We start from the raw sequence: 23,241 nt of genomic DNA on the forward strand, positions 1-23,241 counted from the left end.
CCGCAGGCCTCGCAGCCGCAGGCGGCGGCGGTTCCTCAAACAGCACAACCACAACCAGCACCGTCAGCACAAACTAAAATCACCTAGACACAACGATAAAAACGCGCCGCTCACAAAACGGAAAACGGGCGCGTTTTTTAGTTGTTGTAATACGTTTCGGCGTAGCTGCCGTACGAATACCCGTAATGCCGCGCACCGCGCACATTGATCTGACCCAGAATAAGACCGGTCAGGCGCTGATTGTCGGTTTGGAACAGGCGCATCGCTTCGGTCAGGTCCTGTTCGGACGTGTCATTCCATTTGACGGTCAACAGCACCGCATCCGCATTGCGCGCAATCAGGCGCGCGTCCGACACCAGCAGGGTCGGCGGCGTGTCGATCAGGATGACGTCATATTGCTGGCGCATGTCCTCGAGGAACTGCCGGAACCGTTCCGATGCAAACAGGTCCGCCGCATTGGCCGAGGTCTTCTCGCCGGCCAGTATGTCACAGCCCAGCAGAGGGTCCTGAAAGATGGCCTCATGCGCCGTTGCGTCCCCGGCCAGAACCGAAACAATCCCGTTCTGGGGCGCACCTTGCAATTGTGCCGTCATGGTCAGGCGCCGAATATCTCCCTCGACCAGCAGGACCTTTTTGCCGATCCCGACAAAGTTCTGCGCCAGCGCCAGCGCGTTCGTTGTCTTGCCTTCGCCCGGCAAAGAAGAGGTGATCACCACAACCTGCGGCGGGCGGTCCACATTGGATAACATCAGCGAGGTACGCAGGTTGCGCACGGCCTCGGCCGTGGCGGACGAGGGCTTTTCGGCGAGATACTCCAGCACCTTGCGGCGTCCGCGGGCGGGAAAGACGGGAATCTGACCCAGAACGCTGTACCCGGTCTTGCGCTCCAGCTCCTGCGCCGAGCGGTAGCCTTTGCGTCGGGCCTCGGCCAGCAACACGATACCGGCCCCCAGCATCAGGCCCAAAATGGCCGAAAGGGCAAGGATCAGGGACTTTTTCGGCTCGGACGGCTTGCCCGGTATCACGGCGCGCGACAATTGCCGGCTGTCCGCTTTCTGGATGCCTTCTTGCGCTGATGTCTCTTTCAGCCGGGCCAGGAAATATTCGTAGAGCAGCCGAACGGCTTCGGCCTCGCGGACCAGCTGCTGCAGCGTGATCAAATCCGCATTTTGCTGCGCGATCTTCTGGCCCAGTTCTTCGGCTGACAGCGTCAGCGCCTGAACCTGTTGCGTCGCCCGTTGGGCTTCGAGCGCGGTTCGCGCAACCAAGCGCTGGAAGGCGGTGTCAAAGGCGGCCTCACCGGTGTCGGAGCTGTCGATCTGGCCAAGCAGACGTTGCAGTTGCGGGTCCTGGCTGACCTCGGCCCGGGCCGCGCGGCTGTCGGCGGCGCTCAAGGCTTCATACCGGGTTTGTGCCGCGGCGCGGGTCGCTTCGGCCGAGGTGCTGCGTTCGCGCAGATCCTTCAGCTGCACTTCCTGCAATTGCAGCGCTTCGGGAGAGATCAGCGCGGTTGTCGAATTGAAGTCGTTGACCTTCGCTTCGGCGGTTTCCAGATCGATCTGCAACTCGGCCACACGATCGGTCAGCCAGGCGGTCGCCTGTTCGGTGGCCTCGAATTTCACTTCGATCTGGTTCAGGACGTAAAGCTCGACAATGGTGTCCGCGATCAGGGCCGATTTGCGCGCCGATTCCGTCTCGGCGGTCACTTCGAATACCAGGCTTTGCGGCACGTTGCGCACCGATACATTTTCGAGCAGCGCGGTAATCACATCGTCCCGGATCTGCTGCTTGGCCAGATCCTCGGGGACCAGCCCCGCGTCGGGATTGGCGCCAAACAGGGATTGGATAAACTGCTTGACCCCTTCCAGCGCCGAGACGGGCACGAGCTCTTCGTTGAACTCCGGGTCCGAGACGAGGTCCAGCTTGTCGACAACCTTGCCCATCAGGCCGCGGGACCGCAGCACTTCAAGCTCGGAATTGACCTCGGCGGTGTCACCGGCCAAGCCGCCCACGACGCTTTGCAGGTCGATCACGCTGGCCTGCTCGGTTTCCAGCATGACCACGGCAGAGGATTTGTAGATCGGGACGGCAGCGACAAAGGCATAGAAGGCTCCGACCAGAATGGCGAGGGTGGTGGTCAGGCTAATAATCCATTTGCCACGCCACAGCGTTGCCACCAAGGCGCTCAGGTCGATGACGTCATCTTGCGGCGCGTCATTTGCCGGGGACCGGTTCGTCTTGAACTGCGCGTCCTGTATCGGAGACTGCTTCATATCAAATATACGATCCCAAATGCCAAACACACGCCAAACGCGTGCGCCGCTGCTCTCTACACGGTCACAAAGCAAGAATAAAGGTCCGTGCGCCGGGTTACCGCCCGGTTCTTAGAAACATCGCCGAAGCGGTCAGAAAGATGATCCTGACGTCGCTGAGAAAGCTGCAGCGGGTCAGGTAGGCGGCATCCAGCGACACCCGCTCGGCGTAGCTGATATCGTTGCGCCCCGAGATCTGCCACAGCCCGGTGATCCCCGGTTTCTGCGCCAGATAGGCTGAAGCGGAGCTGCCGTATTTGACCAGTTCAATGGCCACAACGGGGCGCGGGCCGACAAAGCTCATCTCGCCTTTCAGCACGTTCCAGACTTGCGGCAGCTCGTCCAGGCTGGTCTTGCGCAGGATGTGCCCCAGCCGGTTGATGCGCGGATCGTCGGTCAGTTTATGGTCGCGTTCCCACTCGGCTGCGGCGTCGGGATTGGCGTCCAGATAAGCATGAAGACGCGTTTCGGCATCCACCACCATGCTGCGAATCTTCCAGCATTTGAAGGGCTTGGCATTTTTGCCCACGCGGGTATGACCGAAAAAGCCAGGACCGCCGTCAAGGCGTACAATGCACCAAAGCAGCGCAATGATCGGCGCAACGACCGGTAGAAGCAGCAAGGCAAACACGATGTCAAAGACCCGCTTGCCCAGACCCGGGTACAGGCCTGATGGTGCCGCATCCGGAGCTGGCTGATCCGCAGGCCTGTTTTGTGAAGCCGTGGAAGAGGCAAAATCCAACATCGCAAAATTACCCTGAGATCTGAGCGCAGCTGTTACCGCTTAAACAAGCAATCAAACGGCGTCCCGGATAAACCCGCGATGTAAAAAACTTAAGATGGAAAATATATCCTCGGGTGGATTTATTCTGCATCTGCACAATTGTTGCCCGGGTGCCGCAGTTTTCCGGCAAAAGTAAAACTCGCACTCCACCGAAATACAATCATAGGTTGAGTTACGCAAGCCCAATTTGGACTTTCCAGCCGGTGCCCAATGGCAAGGCTGTGACACGCGATCCCACGCCGTTGACGGTCGCAGGACGGAGCTGTCCAAAAATCGGTCAAAGGTGCTGCGACTTGATCGAACTTCCTGTGGAAGCGCATGAAAAAATTGACTGAACAGTAAAAAAATGCTGCCATCCCGCCACACAGGAGAGAGATATGACCAAAAGAACGTTAACGCGCAGAGTGCTGCTGGCCGCGGTCGCAGCGGCATCAACATTGTATTCCGCCGGGCTGGCGGCAGCAGAAACAGTCAAGGTGGCGGCGATTTACACGTTGCCGGTGGAACAGCAATGGATCAGCCGCATCCACAAGGCCCTGAATACGGCGGCCGAGCGGGGCGACATTGAATATGTGTTCTCGGAAAACGTGGCCAACACAGACTATGAGCGCGTGATGCGCGAATATGCCGAACAGGGCGCGCAGCTGATCGTGGGCGAGGTGTTCGGTCTGGAACGCGCCGCCCGCAAGGTGGCGAAGGACTATCCGGATACGGCGTTTCTGATGGGATCGTCCTTTGGCCCGGTGGCGCCCAATTTCTCGGTCTTTGACAACTGGATTCATGAACCGTCCTACCTGACCGGAATGGTGGCCGGCGCCGCGACGGAATCAAACGTGATCGGCATGGTCGGCGGTTACGCCATCCCCGAGGTCAACCGGCTGATGAACGCTTTCATGGACGGCGCGCGCGAGGTGAACCCGGACGTCACCTTCCTCGTGACCTTTATCGACAGCTGGTATGACCCGCCCAAGGCGAAGGAAAGCGCCATCGCGATGATGGATGCGGGGGCGGACATCATGTATGCGGAACGCTTTGGCGTATCGGATGCGGCGGTTGAACGCGGCGTCAAGGCTGTGGGCAATGTCATCGACACGTCAGGCGACTATCCCGGCACGATCATGGCCTCGGCCCTGTGGCATATGGAGCCAACCATCGACAAAGCGATCGCCAATGTCGCCGGTGGTTCGTTCGAGGCCGCAGATTACGGCCAGTACAGCTTTATGGGCTATGGCGGCGGCTCGATGGTTCTGGATGAGGAACTGGTTCCGGCTGATGTGCTCGAAGCGGTGAACGCGCGCCAGGCAGAGATTCTGGACGGTCTGTTCCGCGTGAATGTCAACGATGACCGGCCGGTCTCGGACAATTGATGGCACTCGGGCCGGTCCCTGCTCCGGCCCGCTTTCCCCATGACCACAGTTCTCAAGCTCAACGGGCTGAGCAAGCATTTCGGCCCGGTCATCGCCAATGACGATGTCAGCCTGACCCTGAACAAGGGTGAGGTCCTGGCCTTGCTGGGCGAAAACGGCGCGGGAAAGACCACGCTGATGAATATGCTGTTTGGGCATTATTTGCCCGATTCAGGGTCTATTGAAGTCGCTGACGAGGCGGGTGTTTTGCGACCGCTGCCGCTGGGCCATCCGCAGGTGGCGTTGGCCGCAGGGGTCGGCATGGTGCACCAGCATTTCACGCTGGCCGAGAATATCTCGGCTTTGGACAATATCACCCTGGGGGCCGAACCCTTGTTCGCCCTGCGCCGCAACCGGCGCGCAGCGCGGCGCAAGGTCGAAGAGATCATCACCCAAAGTGGCCTGACTGCGCCGCTGGATGCGCCGGTTGGACGGCTGTCGGTTGGGGAACGGCAGCGGGTCGAGATCCTCAAGGCGCTCTATCGGCAGGCGCGGATACTGGTGTTGGACGAACCCACCGCCGTGCTGACCCCGCAAGAGGCCGACACCTTGTTCGAAAATATCCGCATGATGACGGCCGAGGGGCTGTCGGTCATCTTCATCAGCCACAAGCTGCGCGAGGTTCTTGCCTTTTCCGACCGGATCGCTGTTCTGCGCCATGGCCGGAAAGTGGGTGAGATGGCGACCTCGGAGGCGGATGAGAAATCCATCGCCCGGATGATGGTCGGGGCGGATACGCCGGACCTGGCAGGTGCCGCGATGACGCCAGGTGCACCGGTGCTGGCCCTGTCGGGCGTGTCGGTCGCAGGCCGATCCAACCGCGACACGCTTAACGGGGTTGATCTGACGGTGCACGCGCATGAAATCCTCGGGATTGCCGGGGTGTCGGGTAACGGGCAGAGCGGTTTGGCCAATGTAATTTCGGGCCTGGTGCGGCCAACAAAGGGTCTAATACAGGTGAATGGCGTCGAAATCGGCACCCCCAGCCCTGCTGCGATGGTGCGAGCGGGCGTTGGCCGTATTCCCGAAGATCGCCACCACGAAGGTATCGTCGGCGCAATGAGTGTGGCCGAGAACATGATCATCGAGCGGCTGGATAATGGCGACGTGCAATCGCGGGGCCTGCTGCGACGCGAGGCAATTTCCGAAAACGCCGAACGACTGGCCAAGGCTTACGATGTGCGCGGGCCGGGCGTTGAGGCCCCTGCGCGGCTGTTGTCCGGGGGCAATATCCAGAAGCTCATCCTCGCGCGCGTGTTTGACCGGTCACCTGACCTGATTCTGGCCAACCAACCGACCCGCGGTCTGGACATGGGGGCTGCGGCCGAGGTCGGGCGGCGTTTGCTGGAGGCCCGCGAACGGGGTGCGGGGGTGGTGTTGATTTCTGAAGACCTCGACGAAATTCTGGGCCTTGCTGATCGGATCGTGGTCATCCGCGACGGAGAGTTGCACGAGGCCCCCAGCCGCGACCGGGAACAGATCGGTCTGATGATGGCAGGAGAACCGGCATGATCCGCATCGAACCACGGCAGACCCAGTCGCGCGCCTTTACGCTGGGCGTACCAATCCTGTCTGCTGTCATCGCTCTGGGCTTTGCTGCCATTCCCCTGCTGGCCGCCGGGGCCAACCCGATTACAGCCTATGCCGAGATGTTTCGCGGCGTGTTTGGCTCTGTTTTTGCCTTTTCCGAAGTGCTCACCCGCGCCACGCCGCTGATCTTCACCGGCCTTGCAGCGGCTTTGGCCTTTCGCGCCAAGCTGTGGAATATCGGGGCCGAGGGGCAGTTGTATCTCGGCGCTATGGCCGCTGTGGCGATCGGGTCCGGCGTGCTGGATGTGTCCGGTATCCTGCTGTTGCCGCTGATTGTTCTGCTGGGCGCGGCGGCGGGGGCTGCAGGGATGGTTGCGCCGACCTATCTGAAAACGCGGTTCGGCGCGGATGAGGTGGTGACCACGCTGCTGCTGAACTTCATCATTCTGATCTTTGTGCAGATGATGTTGGAAGGGCCGTTGCAGGACCCGATGAGCCTGGGTTGGCCGCAATCGGCGCCGGTCCTGGATCGGGGGATGCTGCCGCCGTTGATGGATCGGATGCGGGTGCATTCGGGGCTGATTGTGGCCCTGATACTGGCTGGATTGGCCCAGTTCATGCTGGCGCGTTCGGTCTGGGGGTTCCGGTTGCGGGCGGTGGGAGAAAACGCCGCCGCCGCGCGTCATGCGGGGATCAACGTGAACCGCTCGCTGTTTGGTGTGGCCATCCTGTCGGGCGGGCTGGCCGGTCTGGCGGGGGTCAGCGAGGTTGCGGGGCTCAAGGGCTATCTGACCGCCGACCTGTCGCCCGGCTTCGGTTATACCGGCATTGTCGTGGCGATGCTGGCGGGGTTGTCGCCGGTGGGCGTGGTCATTGCGGCACTGTTCATCGCGTCCGTGTTTGTGGGCGCCGACAGTATGAGCCGCGCCATGGGCGTATCCTCGTTCCTCGCCGATCTGGTGGTTTCCGTCTCACTGCTTTGCGTGCTGGTCGGCGGATTTTTTGCCCGCTATCGCATCGTCCGTGCCAGCACCTCGAGGGTGGCGTCATGATGGACATTCTCAACATTCTGGTCAGCGAAAGCTTTTGGGCGGCCTCCCTGCGTATCGCAACACCTTTGATCTTTGGCGTGTTGGGCGCGCTGATCTGCGAACGGGCGGGCGTGCTGAACCTCGGGATCGAGGGGATTTTCGTCGTCGGTGCCATGTGTGGCTGGATGGCGGTTTGGCTGGGTGCGGGTCTGTGGGGCGGAGTGCTGGTTGCCGCGCTTGCCGGGGCGTTTTTTGGCCTGTTGCACGCGATCCTGACGGTGCCGCTTGGGCTGTCGCAACATGTCTCAGGACTGGGGATCACGTTGTTTGCCACCTCGGTCAGTTACTACACCTATCGTACGGCGCTGCCAAATGTGTCCTCACCGCCTCGCATTGAACCTTTCCAGCCGCTGGACTTGCCGGTTCTGTCCGATTTACCCTTTTTAGGGTCTGTTTTGTTCCAGCAAACCGCCCTGACCTGGCTGGCGCTGCTGATGGTGGCTGTGGTCTGGTACGTGATGAACCGCACCGCGCTGGGTGTGGCGATCAAGGCCGTGGGCGACAATCCGGACAGTGTCGATGCGCAAGGATTATCGGTCTATGGGCTGCGGATCGGAGCGATCGTTGCGGGCTCGGCTCTGATGGCACTGGGTGGAGCTTTCCTGACCATGAGCGCCTTTGACGCCTTTTTCTTTGGCATGGTCAACGGGCGCGGCTGGGTCTGCATCGCGCTGGTGATCTTTGCCAGCTGGCGCCCCGGCAAGGCGTTGATGGGGGCGCTGCTGTTTGGCGCCTTCGATGCGCTGCAGGTGCGGTTGCAGACCGAGATGGGGGCGCTGGTTCCCGGACAGGTGTTCCTGATGGCGCCCTATATCCTGTCGATCATCGCGCTTGTCGTCGCCGCGCGGTCGGCGGATTATCCGCGCGCATTGCTTACCCCCTGGTTCAAAGGCCAACGATAGGAGCCGCCATGTTCGATCTAATCGTCAAGAATACCACTCTGCCCGATGGCCAGACCGGCATGGACATCGCCTGTGCCAACGGCCAGATTGCCGCTGTTGAGGCCGGGATCACTGCCGAAGCGGCTGAGGTGATCGACGCTGAAGGACAGCTGGTCTCACCGCCATTTGTCGATCCGCATTTTCATATGGATGCGACTCTATCACTGGGTAATCCACGGATGAATGTCTCGGGCACCTTGCTGGAAGGGATTGCCCTGTGGGGAGAGCTGAAACCGATCCAGACGGTCGATGACATCGTCGCCCGCGCCCTGCGCTATTGCGAACTGGCGGTGGCGAAGGGCATCGGCGCGATCCGCAGCCATGTGGATACTTGCGATGATGAACTCAAGGGCGTGCAGGCGCTGTTGCAGGTGCGCGAGCAGGTGAAGGAGTATCTGGATCTGCAATTGGTCGCCTTCCCGCAGGACGGCGTGTTGCGCGACCCGACCGCGATGCAAAACACCCTCCGTGCGCTGGATATGGGTGTGGATGTGGTGGGCGGCATCCCGCATTTCGAACGCACCATGGCCGACGGGGCGGAATCCGTGCGCCTGCTGTGTGAAATCGCCGCCGAGCGCGGGCTGATGGTCGACATGCATTGCGACGAAAGCGATGATCCGCAAAGCCGCCATATCGAAACCCTTGCCTATGAAACCCAACGTTTGGATCTGAATGGCCGGGTTGCGGGGTCGCATCTGACCTCGATGCATTCGATGGACAATTATTATGTCTCGAAGCTGATTCCGCTGATGGTTGAGGCCGGGGTGCACGCGATCCCGAACCCGTTGATCAACATCATGCTGCAGGGCCGTCACGACAGCTATCCCAAACGTCGCGGCCAGACCCGTGTGCGCGAGCTGCGCGATGCCGGGATCACGGTTGGGTTCGGCTCGGATTGCATGATGGATCCGTGGTATTCGCTGGGCAAGGCTGACATGCTGGACGTGGCTTTCATGGGGTTGCATGTGGGGCAGCTGTCTAGCCGCGCCGATATGGCGTGGTGTTTCGATGCGGTCACCGAAAACTCGGCCCGGATCATGGGGTTGCAGGGGTATGGCGTCGCCAAGGGCTGTGCCGCCAATTTCGTGCTGCTGCAGGCCACCGACCGGATCGAGGCGATCCGGCTGCGCGCCCACCGGTTGGCCGTGGTGCGCAAAGGGCGTGTGATCGCGCGGTCCAACCCGATGAGTTACGAGCTGACCCTGTCCGGGGAACGAAGTGTTCTGGACGAGACACGCAAGTGAAGTTTTCGGGCGCTTAGCCCGAAGGCCAAAAGGTCGAGTGCCCCGATCTCAGGCATATGGGCGGACATAAACATTAATTTCGTTAACTATTGCAGACTCAAAGGGGTCTGCTGTGCTAGGTCTGACTCTGAAGTAAGGGGGCTTCAGAGGGGCGACATGTCTCAGGACCTTAGGGACTGGCTGGGCGCGCTTGGACTTTCTGAATACGCGCAGGCCTTTTTGGATAACAAAATTGATTTCGCAATTCTGCCCGACCTGACGGGCGAAGACCTGATCGAAATCGGAGTGACCGCTGTCGGAGACCGCCGCAGGCTGCTGCGCGCGATTGCCGAGCTTGAGACGGTCGAAGCCGTGCAGCCCTATGAACCCGACACCCCGCCCGAACCCGCAAAACGGCAGGTCACCGTCATGTTTGCCGACCTCACCGGCTTTACCCGTCTGACCAGCGAGTTGGACGCCGAGGACATGCACGCGCTGCTGAACGCGTTTTTTGCCAAGGTCGATCACGTGGTCGAGAAATTCGGCGGCCGGATCGACAAGCATATCGGTGACGCGGTCATGGCCGTGTTTGGGGCGCCGATTTCCCACACCAACGACACCGAACGCGCGGCCCGCGCGGCGCTGGAGATTCACGCGGTTCTGCCCAGCCTGAACCCGCCGGTGTCGTGCCATATCGGTATCGCCTCGGGTCAGGTGATCGCCAGCACGACGGGCAGTCAGGCGCATACGGAATACACGGTGACCGGCGATGGCGTGAATCTGGCCTCGCGTATCACCGACATGGCCGTGCCCGGCGAGACCTTTGTCTCACACGACATTCAGCGCGCGTTAGGGCCGCTTTTTGTCGGTGAGAGCATGGGCAAGAAGGACATCAAGGGCCTGAATGAACCGGTCGAGCTGTGGCGGCTGGACCGATTGGCACGCAACATCCGGTCGCGTCGGCACCGCTTTGTCGGGCGCGAGCGCGAGTTGTCGCTGTTCTCGGCCACATTCGACCGCTGTCAGAAGCATGGCAAGGGCGAGGTCCATATCGTTCTGGGGGAACCGGGGATCGGCAAGACCCACCTGTCTGAACAGGTGGCCGAGATGGCCGGTGGTCTTGGATACGCGATCCACAATGGCGTCGTGATGGATTTTGGTGCGCGTGAGGGGCACTCGGCCATTCAATCCGTTGCGCGCAGCATTCTGGGGCTTGAGGCCGCCGATGACGCCGCCACCTGCGCGGCGATGGCGCAGGAGGCGGTGGGCAAGGGCTGGGTCTCGCCGTCGAACGCTACTCATCTGAACGCGCTGCTGGAACTGGGGCAAGACCCCGGACTGGCCGAGGTCTATGCGGTGATGGACAATGCCACCCGTCAGCGCGGACGGCGGCAGGTGATTGATGAGCTGATCGCCGCGCGCAGCCGTGATGCGCCGATGCTGATCCAGATCGAGGATATTCACTGGGCCGCACCGGATATTCTGACGGCCTGCGCCCATATCGCTGCGACCACGCGCGATCTGCCCTGCGTGTTGCTGATGACCAGCCGCGTCGAGGGCGACCCGATCAACCGCGAATGGCAGATGAACACGGATGGCGCGCTGATCTCGAAACTGGAACTGGCGCCGATGGGCGAGGATCAGGCCCGGCAACTGGTCGAGGAGTTCACCGGCATCGACCCCGAGCTTCTGGATGCCTGCGTGCAGCGCGCCGGGGGTAATCCGCTGTTTCTGGAACAGCTCTTGCGCAATATCGATGTACTGAAACGCGAATCCGTTCCCGGCAGCATTCAGGGCATCGTGCAGTCGCGGCTGGATGCGCTGGACCGGTCCAGCCGGGCAGCGATTCAGGCGGCCTCGGTATTGGGCCAGCGGTTCTCGCCCGAGGTGTTGAACTTTATTTTGGGCGAGGGGCATCTGGATGTATCTACCCTGATCCGCTCGGCCCTGATCCGCGAGGCCGGGACCGAACTGATGTTTGCCCACGCCCTGATCCGCGACGGATCTTACGCGACGCTGGTGAAATCGGAACGCGCGCGGCTGCATCGTCAGGCCGCGAAGTGGTTTGAAGACCGTGATGCCACCCTGCGGGCGCAGCATCTGGACCGGGCAGGCGCGACGAACGCCGCCCAAGCCTATCTGGACGCCGCCGAAAACCTGATCCAGGCCTTCCAATTCGACGATGCCAGCCCGTTGATCAAACGGGCGCTGGAACTGCCTGCCCCGTCCGGGGTGCGGTTCGATCTGTTCTGTGCGCGGGGCGAAACACATCGCCTGCAGGGGTTGTCGGATGAGGCCCTGCGCGAGTTCAAAGAGGCCGCCGATCTGGCCGAGACCGATGAACAGGTCAGCCGGGCCCATATCGGGCTGGCGCAGGCGGCGCGGCAGGCCAGCTTGTACAAGGACGCGCTGCAAAGCCTCGACACCGCCGAGGTTGCGGCCGAGCGGTGCGGGTCCGAGCGCGACATTGCCCAGATCAACTATGTGCGCGGCAATGTCTATTTCCCGCTGGGCCGGGTCGAGGATGCGCTGCAAAGCAACGAAAAGGCTCTAACACTGGCCAGAAAGCTGGAATCGGCCCGGTTGGAGGTTGGTGCGCTCAGCGGGTTTGGCGATGCCAATTTCATGAACGCGACGATGCAGACCGCCACCGGCTTCTACACGCAGGCGGTCGAACGGGCGCGCGAAAAGGGGCTGGTGCGGGATCTGGCGGCGAACCTGCACAATCTCAGCGTGGCGCGCAGCTATACCGGTGATGTGGCGCAGGGCAAGCGGGATGCGCAGGAGGCCATCGAGGTTTCGCAAAAGTACTTTGCCTTTGTGCCGGAATGTGTGGCGCAGACCTGTCTGGGTGTGGCGCACACCTTCCTGGGCGAACTGGATCAGGCGCTGGAGACCTTCACCGTTTCCGCCGAGATCGCCAACCGCGTGGGCGCCAAGCGGCTGGAGGCACAGGCATTGGAGCACTTGGCCCGCACGCAGGTTTATGCGGGGCAGTTGGATCAGGCGCGTGAGACCGGGCAGCACGCCGTGGACATCGCCTTGGAACATGGCCGCAACTTCGTGGGGCCAAAGGCGCTGTCCGCGCTCGCCATGGCAGAAACAGACCCTAACAAACAGGATCAGCACCTGAAACTGGGCGCTCAGATCATTGCCGAGGGCTGTGTGGGGCATAGCCATCTGCATTTCTACCCCGATGCCAGCGCCGTCATGCTGGCGCGGCAGGAATGGGACAGGGCCACGGAATACGCGGATGCTCTGGCCAAGTTCACAGCCGAAGAACCCTTGCCGATGGTCGATCTGTCGATTCAGCACGCAAAGGTACTGGCCGCGTGTGGCGGATGGGGCATTCCCATGTCCGCGCATGAAGACTTTGACGCGCTGGGCGCGCGGTTTGCTGAGATGGGCATCACTCAGTCTCTGGTCGGCAGTTGGACCACGTCATGAGAGGGGCTGAATGAGCATCGAAAAGAAGGTTTGGTGGATTTCCGGTGCCCTGACCTTTGGTCTTGCGGTGCTGCTCTTCAGGCTTCTGGTCGCGCTGAACCATTTCGAGGGTGACCCGACGCAGCTGCCGGATCAGGCCTCGGTCGATGAGTATCTGCAAAAGCTGGGGAACGCGCCGGAATACCGGGTGAAGACCGGCATTTTCATCAAATCCTTCAGCTTTATCGGCGCCAGCGACGTGCATGTCAGCGGCTATATCTGGCAGCATTACGGAGACGGCATTCATGACGCCATCAAACCCGCCGAGGGCGAGGTGGGGTTCATCCTGCCCGAGGCCACAGACGCCGCGAATGGTCTGATCGAAGAGGTCTATCGCATGGACCAGGACGGGTCGGAACTGATCGGCTGGTATTTCGAACAGACCCTGCGGCAGAGCTTTGACTACACCAGCTATCCGTTCGACCACAAAACCGTCTGGGTGCGGTTCTGGCCCGGTGAGTTTGACGTAAATGTGGCTCTAATACCGGACTTTTCGGCCTATCCCGCCACCGGCCCCGAGGACATCTTTGGCATTGATCCCCGTATCGTCATGGGCACATGGGAGCGCGAAAACACCTATTTCGACTATCGCCAGTCCGATCTGGATACCACGCTGGGCATCGGAGAAAACGAGTTCCAGACCAACCTGCCCGAATTACACTATAACTTCGTCATCAAGCGGAACTTCGGGAATGCCTTCATCGTCCACATGATCCCGCTGATCGTGGTGACGATGCTGCTGTTCGGTGCCGTGATGACCGTCACCCGCCGTCCCAATCTGGTGGAACGCCACGATTTCAGCACCTCCAGCGTGATCGGCACCTGCTCGGTCCTGTTCTTCGTGATCCTGCTGGCCCATGTGCAACTGCGCGAAGGCTTTGCCGGATCGCCGGTGATCTACATGGAGTCGTTCTTTTTCCTGATGTACTTCCTGCTGCTGGCGGTCTCGATCAATACCTACCTGTTCGCGTCCGAGGCGGTGCCCTCGCTGCGGTTCATCCACTACAAGGACAACCTGTATCCCAAGGCCGCGTTCTGGCCCTTTGTCCTGCTGTGTATGGTGGCGATCACGGCCTACAACCTCAGCCTCAAGGCCGGGCCCGAGGATGAGGCCGTGATCGAGCTGCAGAACTAGGCCGGTGGCTGATAGCCCGGTTTGGGCGTGCCCGTGGCCATGTCCAGCGTGTATTCCGCAATGACCTCGGATGTGCCCTGCTCCCATTGGTCCAGATACTTGCTCGGATGCGCGATCACATAAGTGTAGGCAGGTTTTTTCACGCCATTGATCAGCACGTTGATCCGCTTGCGCACATAGACGTTATCGGGCGCGTTGGGGCCGTGATAACCTTCCAGCTTGTCCAACTCTTTCATCCCCGAGGACGAGACGCGATAAACCTCGCCTTTCACCGCCTTGCCGCGGCCTTTCTGGTCGACCAGCGTAGCCATGCGGTGCAGGAAACCGCAGTTGGGGTTGTCGCAATGCGGCTCGTGCGGGACGATCAGGGGCATGCGCTGGCGGGTTATGGCCTCGCCCACGAAATCGTCCAGCACCTCGGTATGGGCATCGTGGTTGGGGAAGCCCTTCTTGAGTGAGCCGTAGGTGAAATAGAGATAGGTTTTTTCCCGATCCTCGATCAGATCGCTTTCGTCCTCTTCCGCCAACTCGGTCAGGGTGTGGGTGTTGGCCCAGTCGTCCAGCATCCCGACGATCTCTTCCGAGAGTTTGTGATCCCTGGTGTTGTTCGGGTTCTGCAGGAAGTGAATGCAGGAACTGGCGTCGATCCCGGCGGCCCCGAGCAGGATTTCCACCATCTCGACCGAGTTGTTCATCACCGCCACATGCAGGCTGGTAAAGCCATGATCGTTGGTGGCGTTGACATTGATGCCCCGGTCGATCAGCGCCTGCGCGGCCTCAAGGTCGGGCTTGCCCAGATCCATTCCATCGTCGTTCATCTCGCCTTCGCCACCGGCCGCGTAGTGCAGCAGCGTGTCGCCATTGCTGTCATCGACGATGTCGATCCCGGCCATGCCGGTGTCGATGGCCTGAAACACCCGGCCCCATTGCGCGATATCATCCGAGGCGGCGGCCTCTTGCGCCCATTTGCAGATATTGTGCTCCTGATCGGCCAGTTCTTCGAAGGCTTCGTCCAGCACCTCCATGATCTGGTCCGGGGTCGCCATCATGCCGATCCCCATCATGCCGTTCGACAGCCGCCCCTTGCGCGGGCCGACCAGATCGATGCCCAGATCACGCAGCTTTTCCACATTCCGCTGAGTGGTGACGTTGTTCCACATGTTGGTGTTGCAGGCCGGGCAGAGGATCGCCGGTTTGTTCCGGTATTGCCACGCCACAAAGACCGAGGTCAGCAGGTTGTCGGCAATCCCGTTGGCGATCTTGCCCATCGAGTTGCACGTCACCGGCGCCACGATCACGCAATCCGCCCAGTCGCACAGCGCCAGATGCGAGGCGCGCAGGGGCATTCCGAATTCGATATAGCGGAAGTTCCATTCGTCATCGTCGCGGTAATAGTCATTGTGGGTGATGCATTTCTCGATCCTCTCGGTGCCGAAATCGCGAAAGAATTTCTCGGCCGAAACCGAGGGGATCAGTTTCACGTTGTGACCGGCCGCGGTGATCCGCTCCACCAGTTCCGGCACCTTGTCCGCCGCCGAGGACCCGCAGGCACACAGCAGCACGTTGCGCTTTTCGGTGGGCGCATCGGTCAGCCCGCCCTTGGGATAGCCAAAGATGTTCTTGTCCAGGCTGGGGGATTCATGGCGCAGCAGAACCGGCAGCCCAGCCTCGCGCACGCGTTCCTGCAAATGCCCTTTCAGGATCATGTCGACAATATCGGTGCGTCGGCCCAGACATTCACCCTGAAAGAACAGGTAGGGTGCTTTTTCCTTGCCCGTCAGCACGTTCAGCTGCCGCCGCATCTTCATCACATTGGCCCCGTGGCCTTCGATGTCGATCAGCTTGACGCTGGTGATGCCGATATTGGCCAGAATACTGCGCAGCATATAGGACCACGGGTCCTCATCCGCATAGAACATGACAATCGGGTGGCGCGCCACGATGCGGGCAACGTCGGTCGGGTCTTCGGGTGGCTCGTGTTCCTCGATCACCAGCATCGCCGGGTTCTTGAGGTCGCGCAGGCCGCGGAAGATATGCCTGCGCGGCGCCTGCCAGACCTGCGAGGTGGCGGGGCTCATATCCACCACCGTCACCAGATCGCTTTCCTCGTCATAGGCGATGCAAAGGCACCAGAACTCTTCCAGAAGGGCGGTCTCGCGATACACGTTCTCGGGCGGGCGGATGACCTCGAACCCCAGAACCCTGTTGAAGTCGATATTGATCATCAGGTGCCGGTCCTGATCTTCGTTCAGGCTGCGCAGCTTGTCGCGGAACCAATCCTCGGGCGCTTGGTCCTCGGCGCCCGTGCGGGTGGAATAGCCGTGGAAGGTGCTGCCCAGATGCACGTCGGGCGACTGGCTGAGATAGCGCTGCGCCAGCGCGTGCATCTCTTTCGCGGTGGACACCCGGCTGAGCGCGTCGGTGAAATTGGTTTGCGTCGCAATCAGCAGCTTGTCTTCATCGACCTGCGCATCGCCCAGAATCGCAAGGCTTTCGGCCAGCACCCCCAGCGAGTTCATATTCGGGCTGGCCCGCCGGAACAGGTTGCGCCGTTTCTTGGGGTCCTTGGCCAGATACTGCGTGCTGTCGACATAGTTGCAGTCCTGCTGCAGTGTCTGCAGGTTGGTCTTCACCGCCTCGCGCGCCGAGAACCGCAGGATACCCCGCGACCGCATCGAGGTTCCGTCGCGGTCCGACATTCCGGCCCAGATACGATCCACCGTAGTCACCCACAGCTTGCCGTATTTCTCGGGGTGCACATCCATCATATGCACCAGCCCGGTGCTGGGATTGCATTTGGCGATGATGGCGAAATGCCCGCCCGGCATGTTCGGTTTGCCATGGGCCACGCCGACCTGGAAATTCGCCACCAGAATGTCGTTGTCGCCGCCCAGACGGTTGGATTCGTCAATCGCCTCCAGCAACAACTCGACCGAGGTGGTGGCCTCATCCATGAAATAGGCCTGAACCTGCACTTTCTCGCGCAGCCCCTGAGAGTGAATGAAGGTGCAGGCAACGTCATAGAGCTCGCCCAGCGAGATACCGTCATTCACCACGAATGAGGTTGGCAGGCCGCATTCGCGGAAGATGTCGTTCACCTCGCAGCTGAACCCCAGCGCCGACATGCTCAGCGCTGCCGCTGTGACGCTGCAGCAATTGATCGGTTGCTGGAAGTTCTGCAGATGCACGCTGACCAGATCGCCGAACAATGTGTCGTAACAGGCCTCACGCACCTTGGTCGGAATTTCGAACCAGTGGTTGGAGGACAGATAAGCCAGCTTGGTGCCGGGCGTGGCCAGCGCCTCGAGGCTGACGGGGATGTCAAAAATCTCAAGATGTTCTTCATAGAAATAATCGCCGGTATCGGCGGTGGCCAGAACCGTTCCGTCCTGGCGCAGCTGAACCTCGCCGCCCAGCACAACATACATGCCCTGCGAGGGCAGAACCGTTTCCTCGGCCACTTCGAAACATTCGAAATGCGGCCGGATGGCGACCGGATCATCCGCAGGCAGGATGTCCTGTATCAACGCCCATTCGGGTTCGGTTGGAGTAAAGGAAATGGTGTTTTCAATCGGGTCCTTAGGCACGTCTGTTCCCCCCTGAACTTAGCCGTGAAACGCTGAAAGAACCAACGCTGTGTCTTGTGCCCAAGTCAGGCCGCAGCGGTCACACGGAATTTCATGACCGGCCCGACGGGGCGTTCTGCGCTGGCCGGGCCGCGCGGACGCAGGAAATTGTGCGAACAAATAGGCCCAATTGGCTGTACCGTAGCTTATTTGGACACAAAAATCACGGATGTTGTTGATTTGACTATGCGAGTTTCCAAGGGTCTGGCCGTAAGCCAAACCACATGTCATGTCCTCCTTTCCCCGCCCCGAAGTCGCTGAGCCTTACGTGCTGGTTCCAGCGCCGCGCCGGCTCTGAGATGGCCGTATCTGGCATGGCGCGGATCGCCTGAGTCATTATGACGAAAGTATCGTCATAATGACGTAACTTTCGACGTTTTCGTCAAGATACCCCCTGCGGATCGAACAACCCGCGCCCCATACTTTCAATAGACGAAAGAGGAGGCGCGTTTTGAGCTGGAATATTTGTGTCATAGGGGCAGGCAAGATCGGTCAAATGATTGCCAGCCTGCTGCAATCATCCCCCAATTACTCGGTCACCGTGGCGGACCGCGATCTGGCCGCATTGTCGGTGCTCAACAAGCAGGGCATTGCGACCCGGCAGATTGATGTGGGGGATGAGGCGCAGCTGGCGCAGGGGCTGGCCGGGTTCGATGCCGTCATCTCGGCGGCGCCGTTCTTTCTAACACCCAAAATAGCCAAAGCCGCCAAGACAGCGGGCGCGCATTACTTTGACCTGACCGAAGACGTCGCCGCCACCAACGCGGTGCGTGAGCTGGCCGAGGACAGCAAAACCGCCTTCATGCCGCAATGCGGTCTGGCGCCGGGTTTTGTTGGCATCGCCGGGGCGGCGCTGGCCTCGGAATTCGACGAGTTGGACAGCCTGCATATGCGCGTCGGCGCTCTGCCGCTCTATCCGACCAACGCACTGAAATACAATCTGACATGGTCCACCGACGGGTTGATCAACGAATACTGCAACCCGTGCGATGCCATCGTGAACGGCGAGCGCGTCAAGACCGCGCCGCTGGAAGATTATGAGGTGCTGGGCCATGACGGGGTGGAGTACGAATGCTTCAATACCTCGGGCGGGCTGGGCACGTTGCCGGAAACACTGGAAGACAAGGCGCGCGCGGTGTCCTATCGCTCGATCCGTTATCCCGGCCATTGCGATATCCTGAAGCTGCTGCTCAAGGATCTGGGGCTGGAACGCCGCCGCGATCTGCTTAAGGACATTTTCGAGACCGCCCTGCCGCGCACCGATCAGGATGTGGTGCTGGTCTATTGCACGGCCAAAGGCACGATCGACGGTTCCCTGCGTGAGAAATCGCTGATCAACAAGAGCTTTGCCCGTGAGATCAACGGCCAGGTCTGGAGCGCCATTCAGGTCACCACCGCAGCAGGCGTTCTGGGTGTGGTCGATCTGATGCGCACGGGGTCTCTGCCCAGCACAGGGTTTGTCCGGCAGGAGCAGGTGAACCTGTCCGATTTCCTCAACACCGAATTTGGCCGGCTCTATCGCGCCGGTGACGTCACCCAACAGAACAAGGCGGCCTGAGATATGAAAGACATCGTTATGACTGCGCAAACCACACTGGCAAATCTGGACCTGACCGAGGCGGAGCTGACCGGCGGCACTCTGGCCGTGCGGTCCCCCATCGACGGCAGCCTGCTGGCCGAGGTGCATGAGACGCCGGTCGCCGAGATGGATGCGGTCTTTGCCCGCTCCAAAGCAGCCTTCAAGGCATGGCGCACGGTTCCGGCCCCGCGCCGCGGCGAGTTGATCCGCCTGCTGGGCGAAGAACTGCGCGCCGCCAAGGACGATCTGGGCGCGCTGGTCAGTTGGGAGGCCGGCAAGATCACCTCGGAAGGCTTGGGCGAAGTGCAGGAGATGATCGATATCTGTGACTTTGCCGTGGGCCTGTCGCGGCAACTATACGGTCTGACCATCGCATCCGAGCGTCCCGGCCATCGGATGATGGAGACATGGCATCCGGCGGGTCCGGTGGGCGTAATCTCGGCCTTCAACTTCCCGGTTGCGGTCTGGTCGTGGAACGCGGCACTGGCGCTGGTCTGTGGCGACACGGTGATCTGGAAACCGTCCGAGAAAACCCCGCTGACCGCGATGGCCTGCCAGAAGATCTTTGAACGTGCGCTGGCCCGGTTTGGCGACGCGCCTGACCACCTGCTGCAAACCCTTATCGGCGGCGCCGCGCTGGGCGAGGCGCTGGTAGCTAGCGAGGATGTGCCGGTGATCTCGGCCACGGGCTCGACCCGCATGGGCCGCGCGGTGGCGCCCATCGTCGCGCAGCGGTTCGGCAAGTGCATTCTTGAGCTGGGCGGCAACAATGCGATGATCGTTGGCCCCTCGGCCGATCTGGAAATGGCGGTGCGGGCGATTGTGTTCTCGGCCGTGGGCACCGCCGGTCAGCGCTGCACCACGCTGCGCCGTCTGATCGTGCACAAATCGATCCGCTCGGAACTGGTGAGCCGTCTGAAGAAAGCCTATGCCGGTTTGCCCATCGGCAATCCGCTGGATGAGGGTACGTTGATCGGCCCGCTGGTGGACGAAGCCTCGGGTGCGGCCATGACGGCAGCGTTGAAAGCGGCTGAAGCCGAAGGTGGCACCGTGTTCGGCGGCGACCAGGTGACCGAAGGCGTGCCCGCTGGCGTCTACATGCAGCCTGCCATCGTCGAGATGCCCGGCCAGACCGCGACGGTGAAGACCGAGACCTTTGCCCCGATCCTCTACGTGATGGAGTACGGTGATTTCGACGAGGCGATCGAGATTCAGAACGATGTGCCTCAGGGCCTGTCGTCCTGCGTGTTCACCCTGAACATGCGCGAGGCCGAGCAATTCCTGACTGCGGCCGGGTCCGATTGTGGCATCGCAAACGTCAATATCGGCCCCTCGGGCGCTGAAATCGGTGGTGCTTTTGGCGGCGAAAAGGAAACCGGCGGCGGGCGCGAAAGCGGTTCGGACGCATGGAAGGCGTATATGCGGCGCCAGACCAACACCGTGAACTATTCAGACGAACTGCCGCTGGCGCAAGGCGTCAAGTTCGACATCTGATCATACGGCCCGGCGGCAGCTACAGCGCCGCCGGGTCAATCCGCAAACAGGTAATCCAGCCGCATCACGGCTTGTGCGGTGTCTTTTGATACGCCCAGAAACTCGGCCACGGCGGCCTCGTTTTCGGCGCGCGGGCTGGTTTCCCGAATACGTAAATACCCGTCAAACCCGGCCGCCCGGATCAGTTCGGATTCGTATGTCATCGAGTTGCGCAGCGTCGGCACCAGACGCGCGACCGTCTCGGTGGGGCTGTTTTCTCCGGCCAGCCCCACCCGGCGGGCGTGACCGATCAGGTATTCGTCGGAATATTCACACTCGATTTCCAGAACATGGGTCCTGGCCTGATCGGCGCAGAAATCCTCAATGATATCCAGATTGGCCGGATCGACGCAGATCACCAGCTTGTCGGTGCCGAAATGGTTGAACAACATCCGCACCACCGCGCGCCGGTGACGGGAACGTTTCAGCAGCGTCGTCTCGATCCCGCCGAGATCGGGCAGGGGAGCTTCTTCTTCGTTGAACAGGTATTCGACGCAGGGGATATCCGTCTCAGAGGTGATCTGATCGACCAGCCGCTTGGCCACATGCCATTTCTTGCAGGCGATCAGAAAAATTTCGCGCTCGGGGCCCAGCGTGTTGCCCGCCTCCCAGAACCGTTGCCCGAACCGGCGGCCAACGCGGCCCCGCCCGGTCAGGAAACCATAAAGGTTGCGGCCCTCATCCGAGATTTTGAATTCGACCCCTTCGCTGGCGTATAGCGCACCCAGCCGCTCTTTCAGCTCATGCGCCTCGGGGCTGATCTTGCGGGCGAACAGGTAATCCTGCCCCAACAGCATGTCATAGTGGTCGTTGTAGAAGGTCACCGGCATCCCGTAATCCGAGAACATCAGGAAGGTCGGGGTGCGGTTTTCGATCTCTTCCTTCGGGATCAGGTGGCGGACGAGGGTTTGGAAAAAGGTCTCATCCGGAATCCAGGTGGTCGCGAAAAAGCGCCTCACATCGGGGCGCTGTTGCAGAAAATCGAGGATCATCTCGACCGTGCGGCGGCGCAGGCACCACCACTGGCTGCCGATCATGACCTGAATATCCGCCGGGATGTCGCGGGTCAGGCCAAAGCGTTTCTGCAGGTCATATGAGGTATAGAATCGTTTGCTCTGGGTGCGTTCGTTGAAGAAATGGCGATAGATCAGCCGGTCTTCCTTCATGCCGGTCTTGATCCAGTTGCTGGCAAAGAAATCGTGGCTTTCGACGAAATCCTTGTCGTTCTCGTCCAAAAACCAATGAGCGTATTCAGCGGTTTTGATCGCCATGCAATCGCCGGATAGCATGTAGAAATGCGTGGCGCGGGGAAAGGCATCGACGGCGGCCTGCAGCGCATTCAGCGTTGCCTGCACCAAAGACCATTCGCCCCAGCCGCATTTGATGCGCTTGGCGGCGAAAGCAACATTCGGATTGTCCCTCAGCGCGGTGCGAATGCGATCATAGGCTGCCGCACTGGCGCGCGCGTCAAAGTGAATGGCCATGCAATCGCCGGCGGCGGTCAGTTGCTCGGCCTGGGCAATGATCGCTTCGGGGTCTTTGTGGCACAAGAGAATATAGGCAATCCTTGCCATATCGTATCAGTGATGTCCGTTTTAGCCTGTTTGATCCGTGATACTGAGGATGAGCGATTGAATAAACAGAATATTTTTGATTGTTTGAGAACCAAAGCGGGCGCGTAGGGCAAATCTTGACCCGTTGAGGAGGCACTGCAGATGGGTTTTCCCGGTACATGGATGACCGAAAGTGAAAGCATGGTTTACCGTGTTGTGCCGAAATGTGCCTGCTCGACCATTGGGCAGATCATGTATTACTCGGATCACGGCCGGTTCTTTGATGGCGATATCCACGACGCAAAGGACGGGATGCACAAATGGGCGTTCGACCATAGTCAGGATCGCATCTCAGGCAATATCCGCAACCATGCGTCCTATTCCTTTACCTGCGTGCGCAATCCCTACACGCGGATCCTAAGCTCATTCTTCGACAAAATCTGCGGCATTCAGCGGAACGGCAAACGCTATCGCGGCAATCTGGTTCCGACGCTGATCTACAATTACGGGATCGAGGTGGGGGGAGATGACGGCAAGGGCGAGTTCGACCAGATCGCCAGCTTCCGCCGCTTTCTTCTGTTCGCACGGGATACGATCCGTTGGCGCAGGCCGATGGACCCCGACATCCACTGGTCGGCAATGTCCGGGCATGTCGCGACCTTCATCGCAAATGGTGGACGGTATGACAGGGTTTTCTGGACCGAGAAGTTCAACGACGGGATGCAGGGTGTTCTGGACAATCTCGAAACACCGCACGCGGTGAATCTGGCAGACATCCCCCGGTTCAACGAATCCGAAGGCCACGGCCCCAAACGGGCATATCCGGTCGAGGATTATTTCGACGACCTGTCGATGCATCTGGTCTATGAAATCTACAAACAGGATTTCGAGCTGTTCAAATACGATTTCGAAAACCCGGCAAACAAGATGCCAATCGGTGAAATTGATCTGGATGAGGTTCACGCCAAACTCGGCGATTGACCGTGCTTCAGAGCGCTCCCGCCCATCGTCAATGTCTCTGACGAGACATCTCCTCTGGTTG

Annotated in this window: 14 protein-coding genes; 10 read left to right on the plus strand and 4 right to left on the minus strand. The window is 60.5% G+C overall.

Translation table 11 applies throughout. The annotated features are described in order from the left end of the window. Positions 1 to 137: 137 nt before the first annotated feature. Both ACR0NT_RS19230 and ACR0NT_RS19235 read right to left on the minus strand, forming a co-directional pair. Positions 138 to 2,273 carry a polysaccharide biosynthesis tyrosine autokinase gene (locus ACR0NT_RS19230; RefSeq protein WP_170674476.1) on the minus strand — a complete coding sequence of 712 codons (2,136 nt, stop codon included), beginning with the start codon at positions 2,271 to 2,273 and terminating at the stop codon, positions 138 to 140. Positions 2,274 to 2,370: 97 nt separating this feature from the next. Beyond that, positions 2,371 to 3,057 carry a sugar transferase gene (locus tag ACR0NT_RS19235; protein ID WP_170447505.1) on the minus strand — a complete coding sequence of 229 codons (687 nt, stop codon included), beginning with the start codon at positions 3,055 to 3,057 and terminating at the stop codon, positions 2,371 to 2,373. 416 nt (positions 3,058 to 3,473) lie between these two features. Between ACR0NT_RS19235 and ACR0NT_RS19240 the strand changes: the two genes are divergently transcribed. The 7 genes from ACR0NT_RS19240 to ACR0NT_RS19270 all read left to right on the plus strand — a co-directional run bounded on the left by ACR0NT_RS19240 (position 3,474) and on the right by ACR0NT_RS19270 (position 13,908). Further along, positions 3,474 to 4,463 carry a BMP family protein gene (locus ACR0NT_RS19240; protein WP_170447503.1) on the plus strand — a complete coding sequence of 330 codons (990 nt, stop codon included), beginning with the start codon at positions 3,474 to 3,476 and terminating at the stop codon, positions 4,461 to 4,463. 39 nt (positions 4,464 to 4,502) lie between these two features. After that, positions 4,503 to 6,014, plus strand: a complete 1,512-nt coding sequence (locus tag ACR0NT_RS19245) for an ABC transporter ATP-binding protein (protein ID WP_170674474.1) — start codon at positions 4,503 to 4,505, stop codon at positions 6,012 to 6,014. Next, complete coding sequence (locus tag ACR0NT_RS19250; RefSeq protein WP_480443521.1) at positions 6,014 to 7,084, plus strand: ABC transporter permease; 1,071 nt, start codon at positions 6,014 to 6,016, stop codon at positions 7,082 to 7,084. Before ACR0NT_RS19245 ends, ACR0NT_RS19250 begins: the two co-directional genes overlap by 1 nt. Next, the gene (locus ACR0NT_RS19255) at positions 7,084 to 8,025 is read left to right on the plus strand and encodes an ABC transporter permease (protein WP_170674484.1); all 942 of its coding nucleotides are present in this window, start codon (positions 7,084 to 7,086) and stop codon (positions 8,023 to 8,025) included. The genes ACR0NT_RS19250 and ACR0NT_RS19255 overlap by 1 nt, the downstream gene beginning before the upstream one ends. An 8-nt stretch (positions 8,026 to 8,033) precedes the next feature. Next, complete coding sequence (locus tag ACR0NT_RS19260) at positions 8,034 to 9,308, plus strand: amidohydrolase family protein (protein ID WP_170674472.1); 1,275 nt, start codon at positions 8,034 to 8,036, stop codon at positions 9,306 to 9,308. A gap of 156 nt (positions 9,309 to 9,464) precedes the next feature. Continuing rightward, positions 9,465 to 12,734 (plus strand): adenylate/guanylate cyclase domain-containing protein, encoded by a 3,270-nt coding sequence (locus ACR0NT_RS19265; protein ID WP_170674470.1) that lies wholly within the window; start codon positions 9,465 to 9,467, stop codon positions 12,732 to 12,734. A gap of 10 nt (positions 12,735 to 12,744) precedes the next feature. Beyond that, positions 12,745 to 13,908, plus strand: coding sequence for a hypothetical protein (locus ACR0NT_RS19270; protein WP_170447492.1), 1,164 nt, complete (start codon positions 12,745 to 12,747; stop codon positions 13,906 to 13,908). On the opposite strand, the gene ACR0NT_RS19275 is transcribed toward ACR0NT_RS19270, so the two are convergent. Then, positions 13,905 to 17,495 (minus strand): flavoprotein, encoded by a 3,591-nt coding sequence (locus ACR0NT_RS19275; RefSeq protein ID WP_170674468.1) that lies wholly within the window; start codon positions 17,493 to 17,495, stop codon positions 13,905 to 13,907. The genes ACR0NT_RS19270 and ACR0NT_RS19275 overlap by 4 nt on opposite strands. 490 nt (positions 17,496 to 17,985) lie before the next feature. On the opposite strand from ACR0NT_RS19275, the gene ACR0NT_RS19280 reads away from it, so the two are divergent. Next, positions 17,986 to 19,092, plus strand: a complete 1,107-nt coding sequence (locus tag ACR0NT_RS19280; RefSeq protein ID WP_170674459.1) for a saccharopine dehydrogenase NADP-binding domain-containing protein — start codon at positions 17,986 to 17,988, stop codon at positions 19,090 to 19,092. 3 nt (positions 19,093 to 19,095) lie between these two features. Continuing rightward, positions 19,096 to 20,607, plus strand: coding sequence for an L-piperidine-6-carboxylate dehydrogenase (gene amaB / locus ACR0NT_RS19285; protein WP_170674457.1), 1,512 nt, complete (start codon positions 19,096 to 19,098; stop codon positions 20,605 to 20,607). Between the two features lie 35 nt (positions 20,608 to 20,642). Here the strand turns inward: amaB and ACR0NT_RS19290 are convergent, their stop codons facing one another. Then, entirely contained in the window at positions 20,643 to 22,220 is a 1,578-nt protein-coding gene (locus tag ACR0NT_RS19290; RefSeq protein ID WP_170674455.1) for a DUF5928 domain-containing protein, read from the minus strand. A 141-nt stretch (positions 22,221 to 22,361) separates the two neighbouring features. On the opposite strand from ACR0NT_RS19290, the gene ACR0NT_RS19295 reads away from it, so the two are divergent. Further along, positions 22,362 to 23,180, plus strand: a complete 819-nt coding sequence (locus ACR0NT_RS19295) for a sulfotransferase family protein (RefSeq protein WP_170447481.1) — start codon at positions 22,362 to 22,364, stop codon at positions 23,178 to 23,180. The last annotated feature ends 61 nt before the right edge of the window (positions 23,181 to 23,241 follow it).

This window comes from Ruegeria sp. AB10 (genome assembly GCF_056542745.1).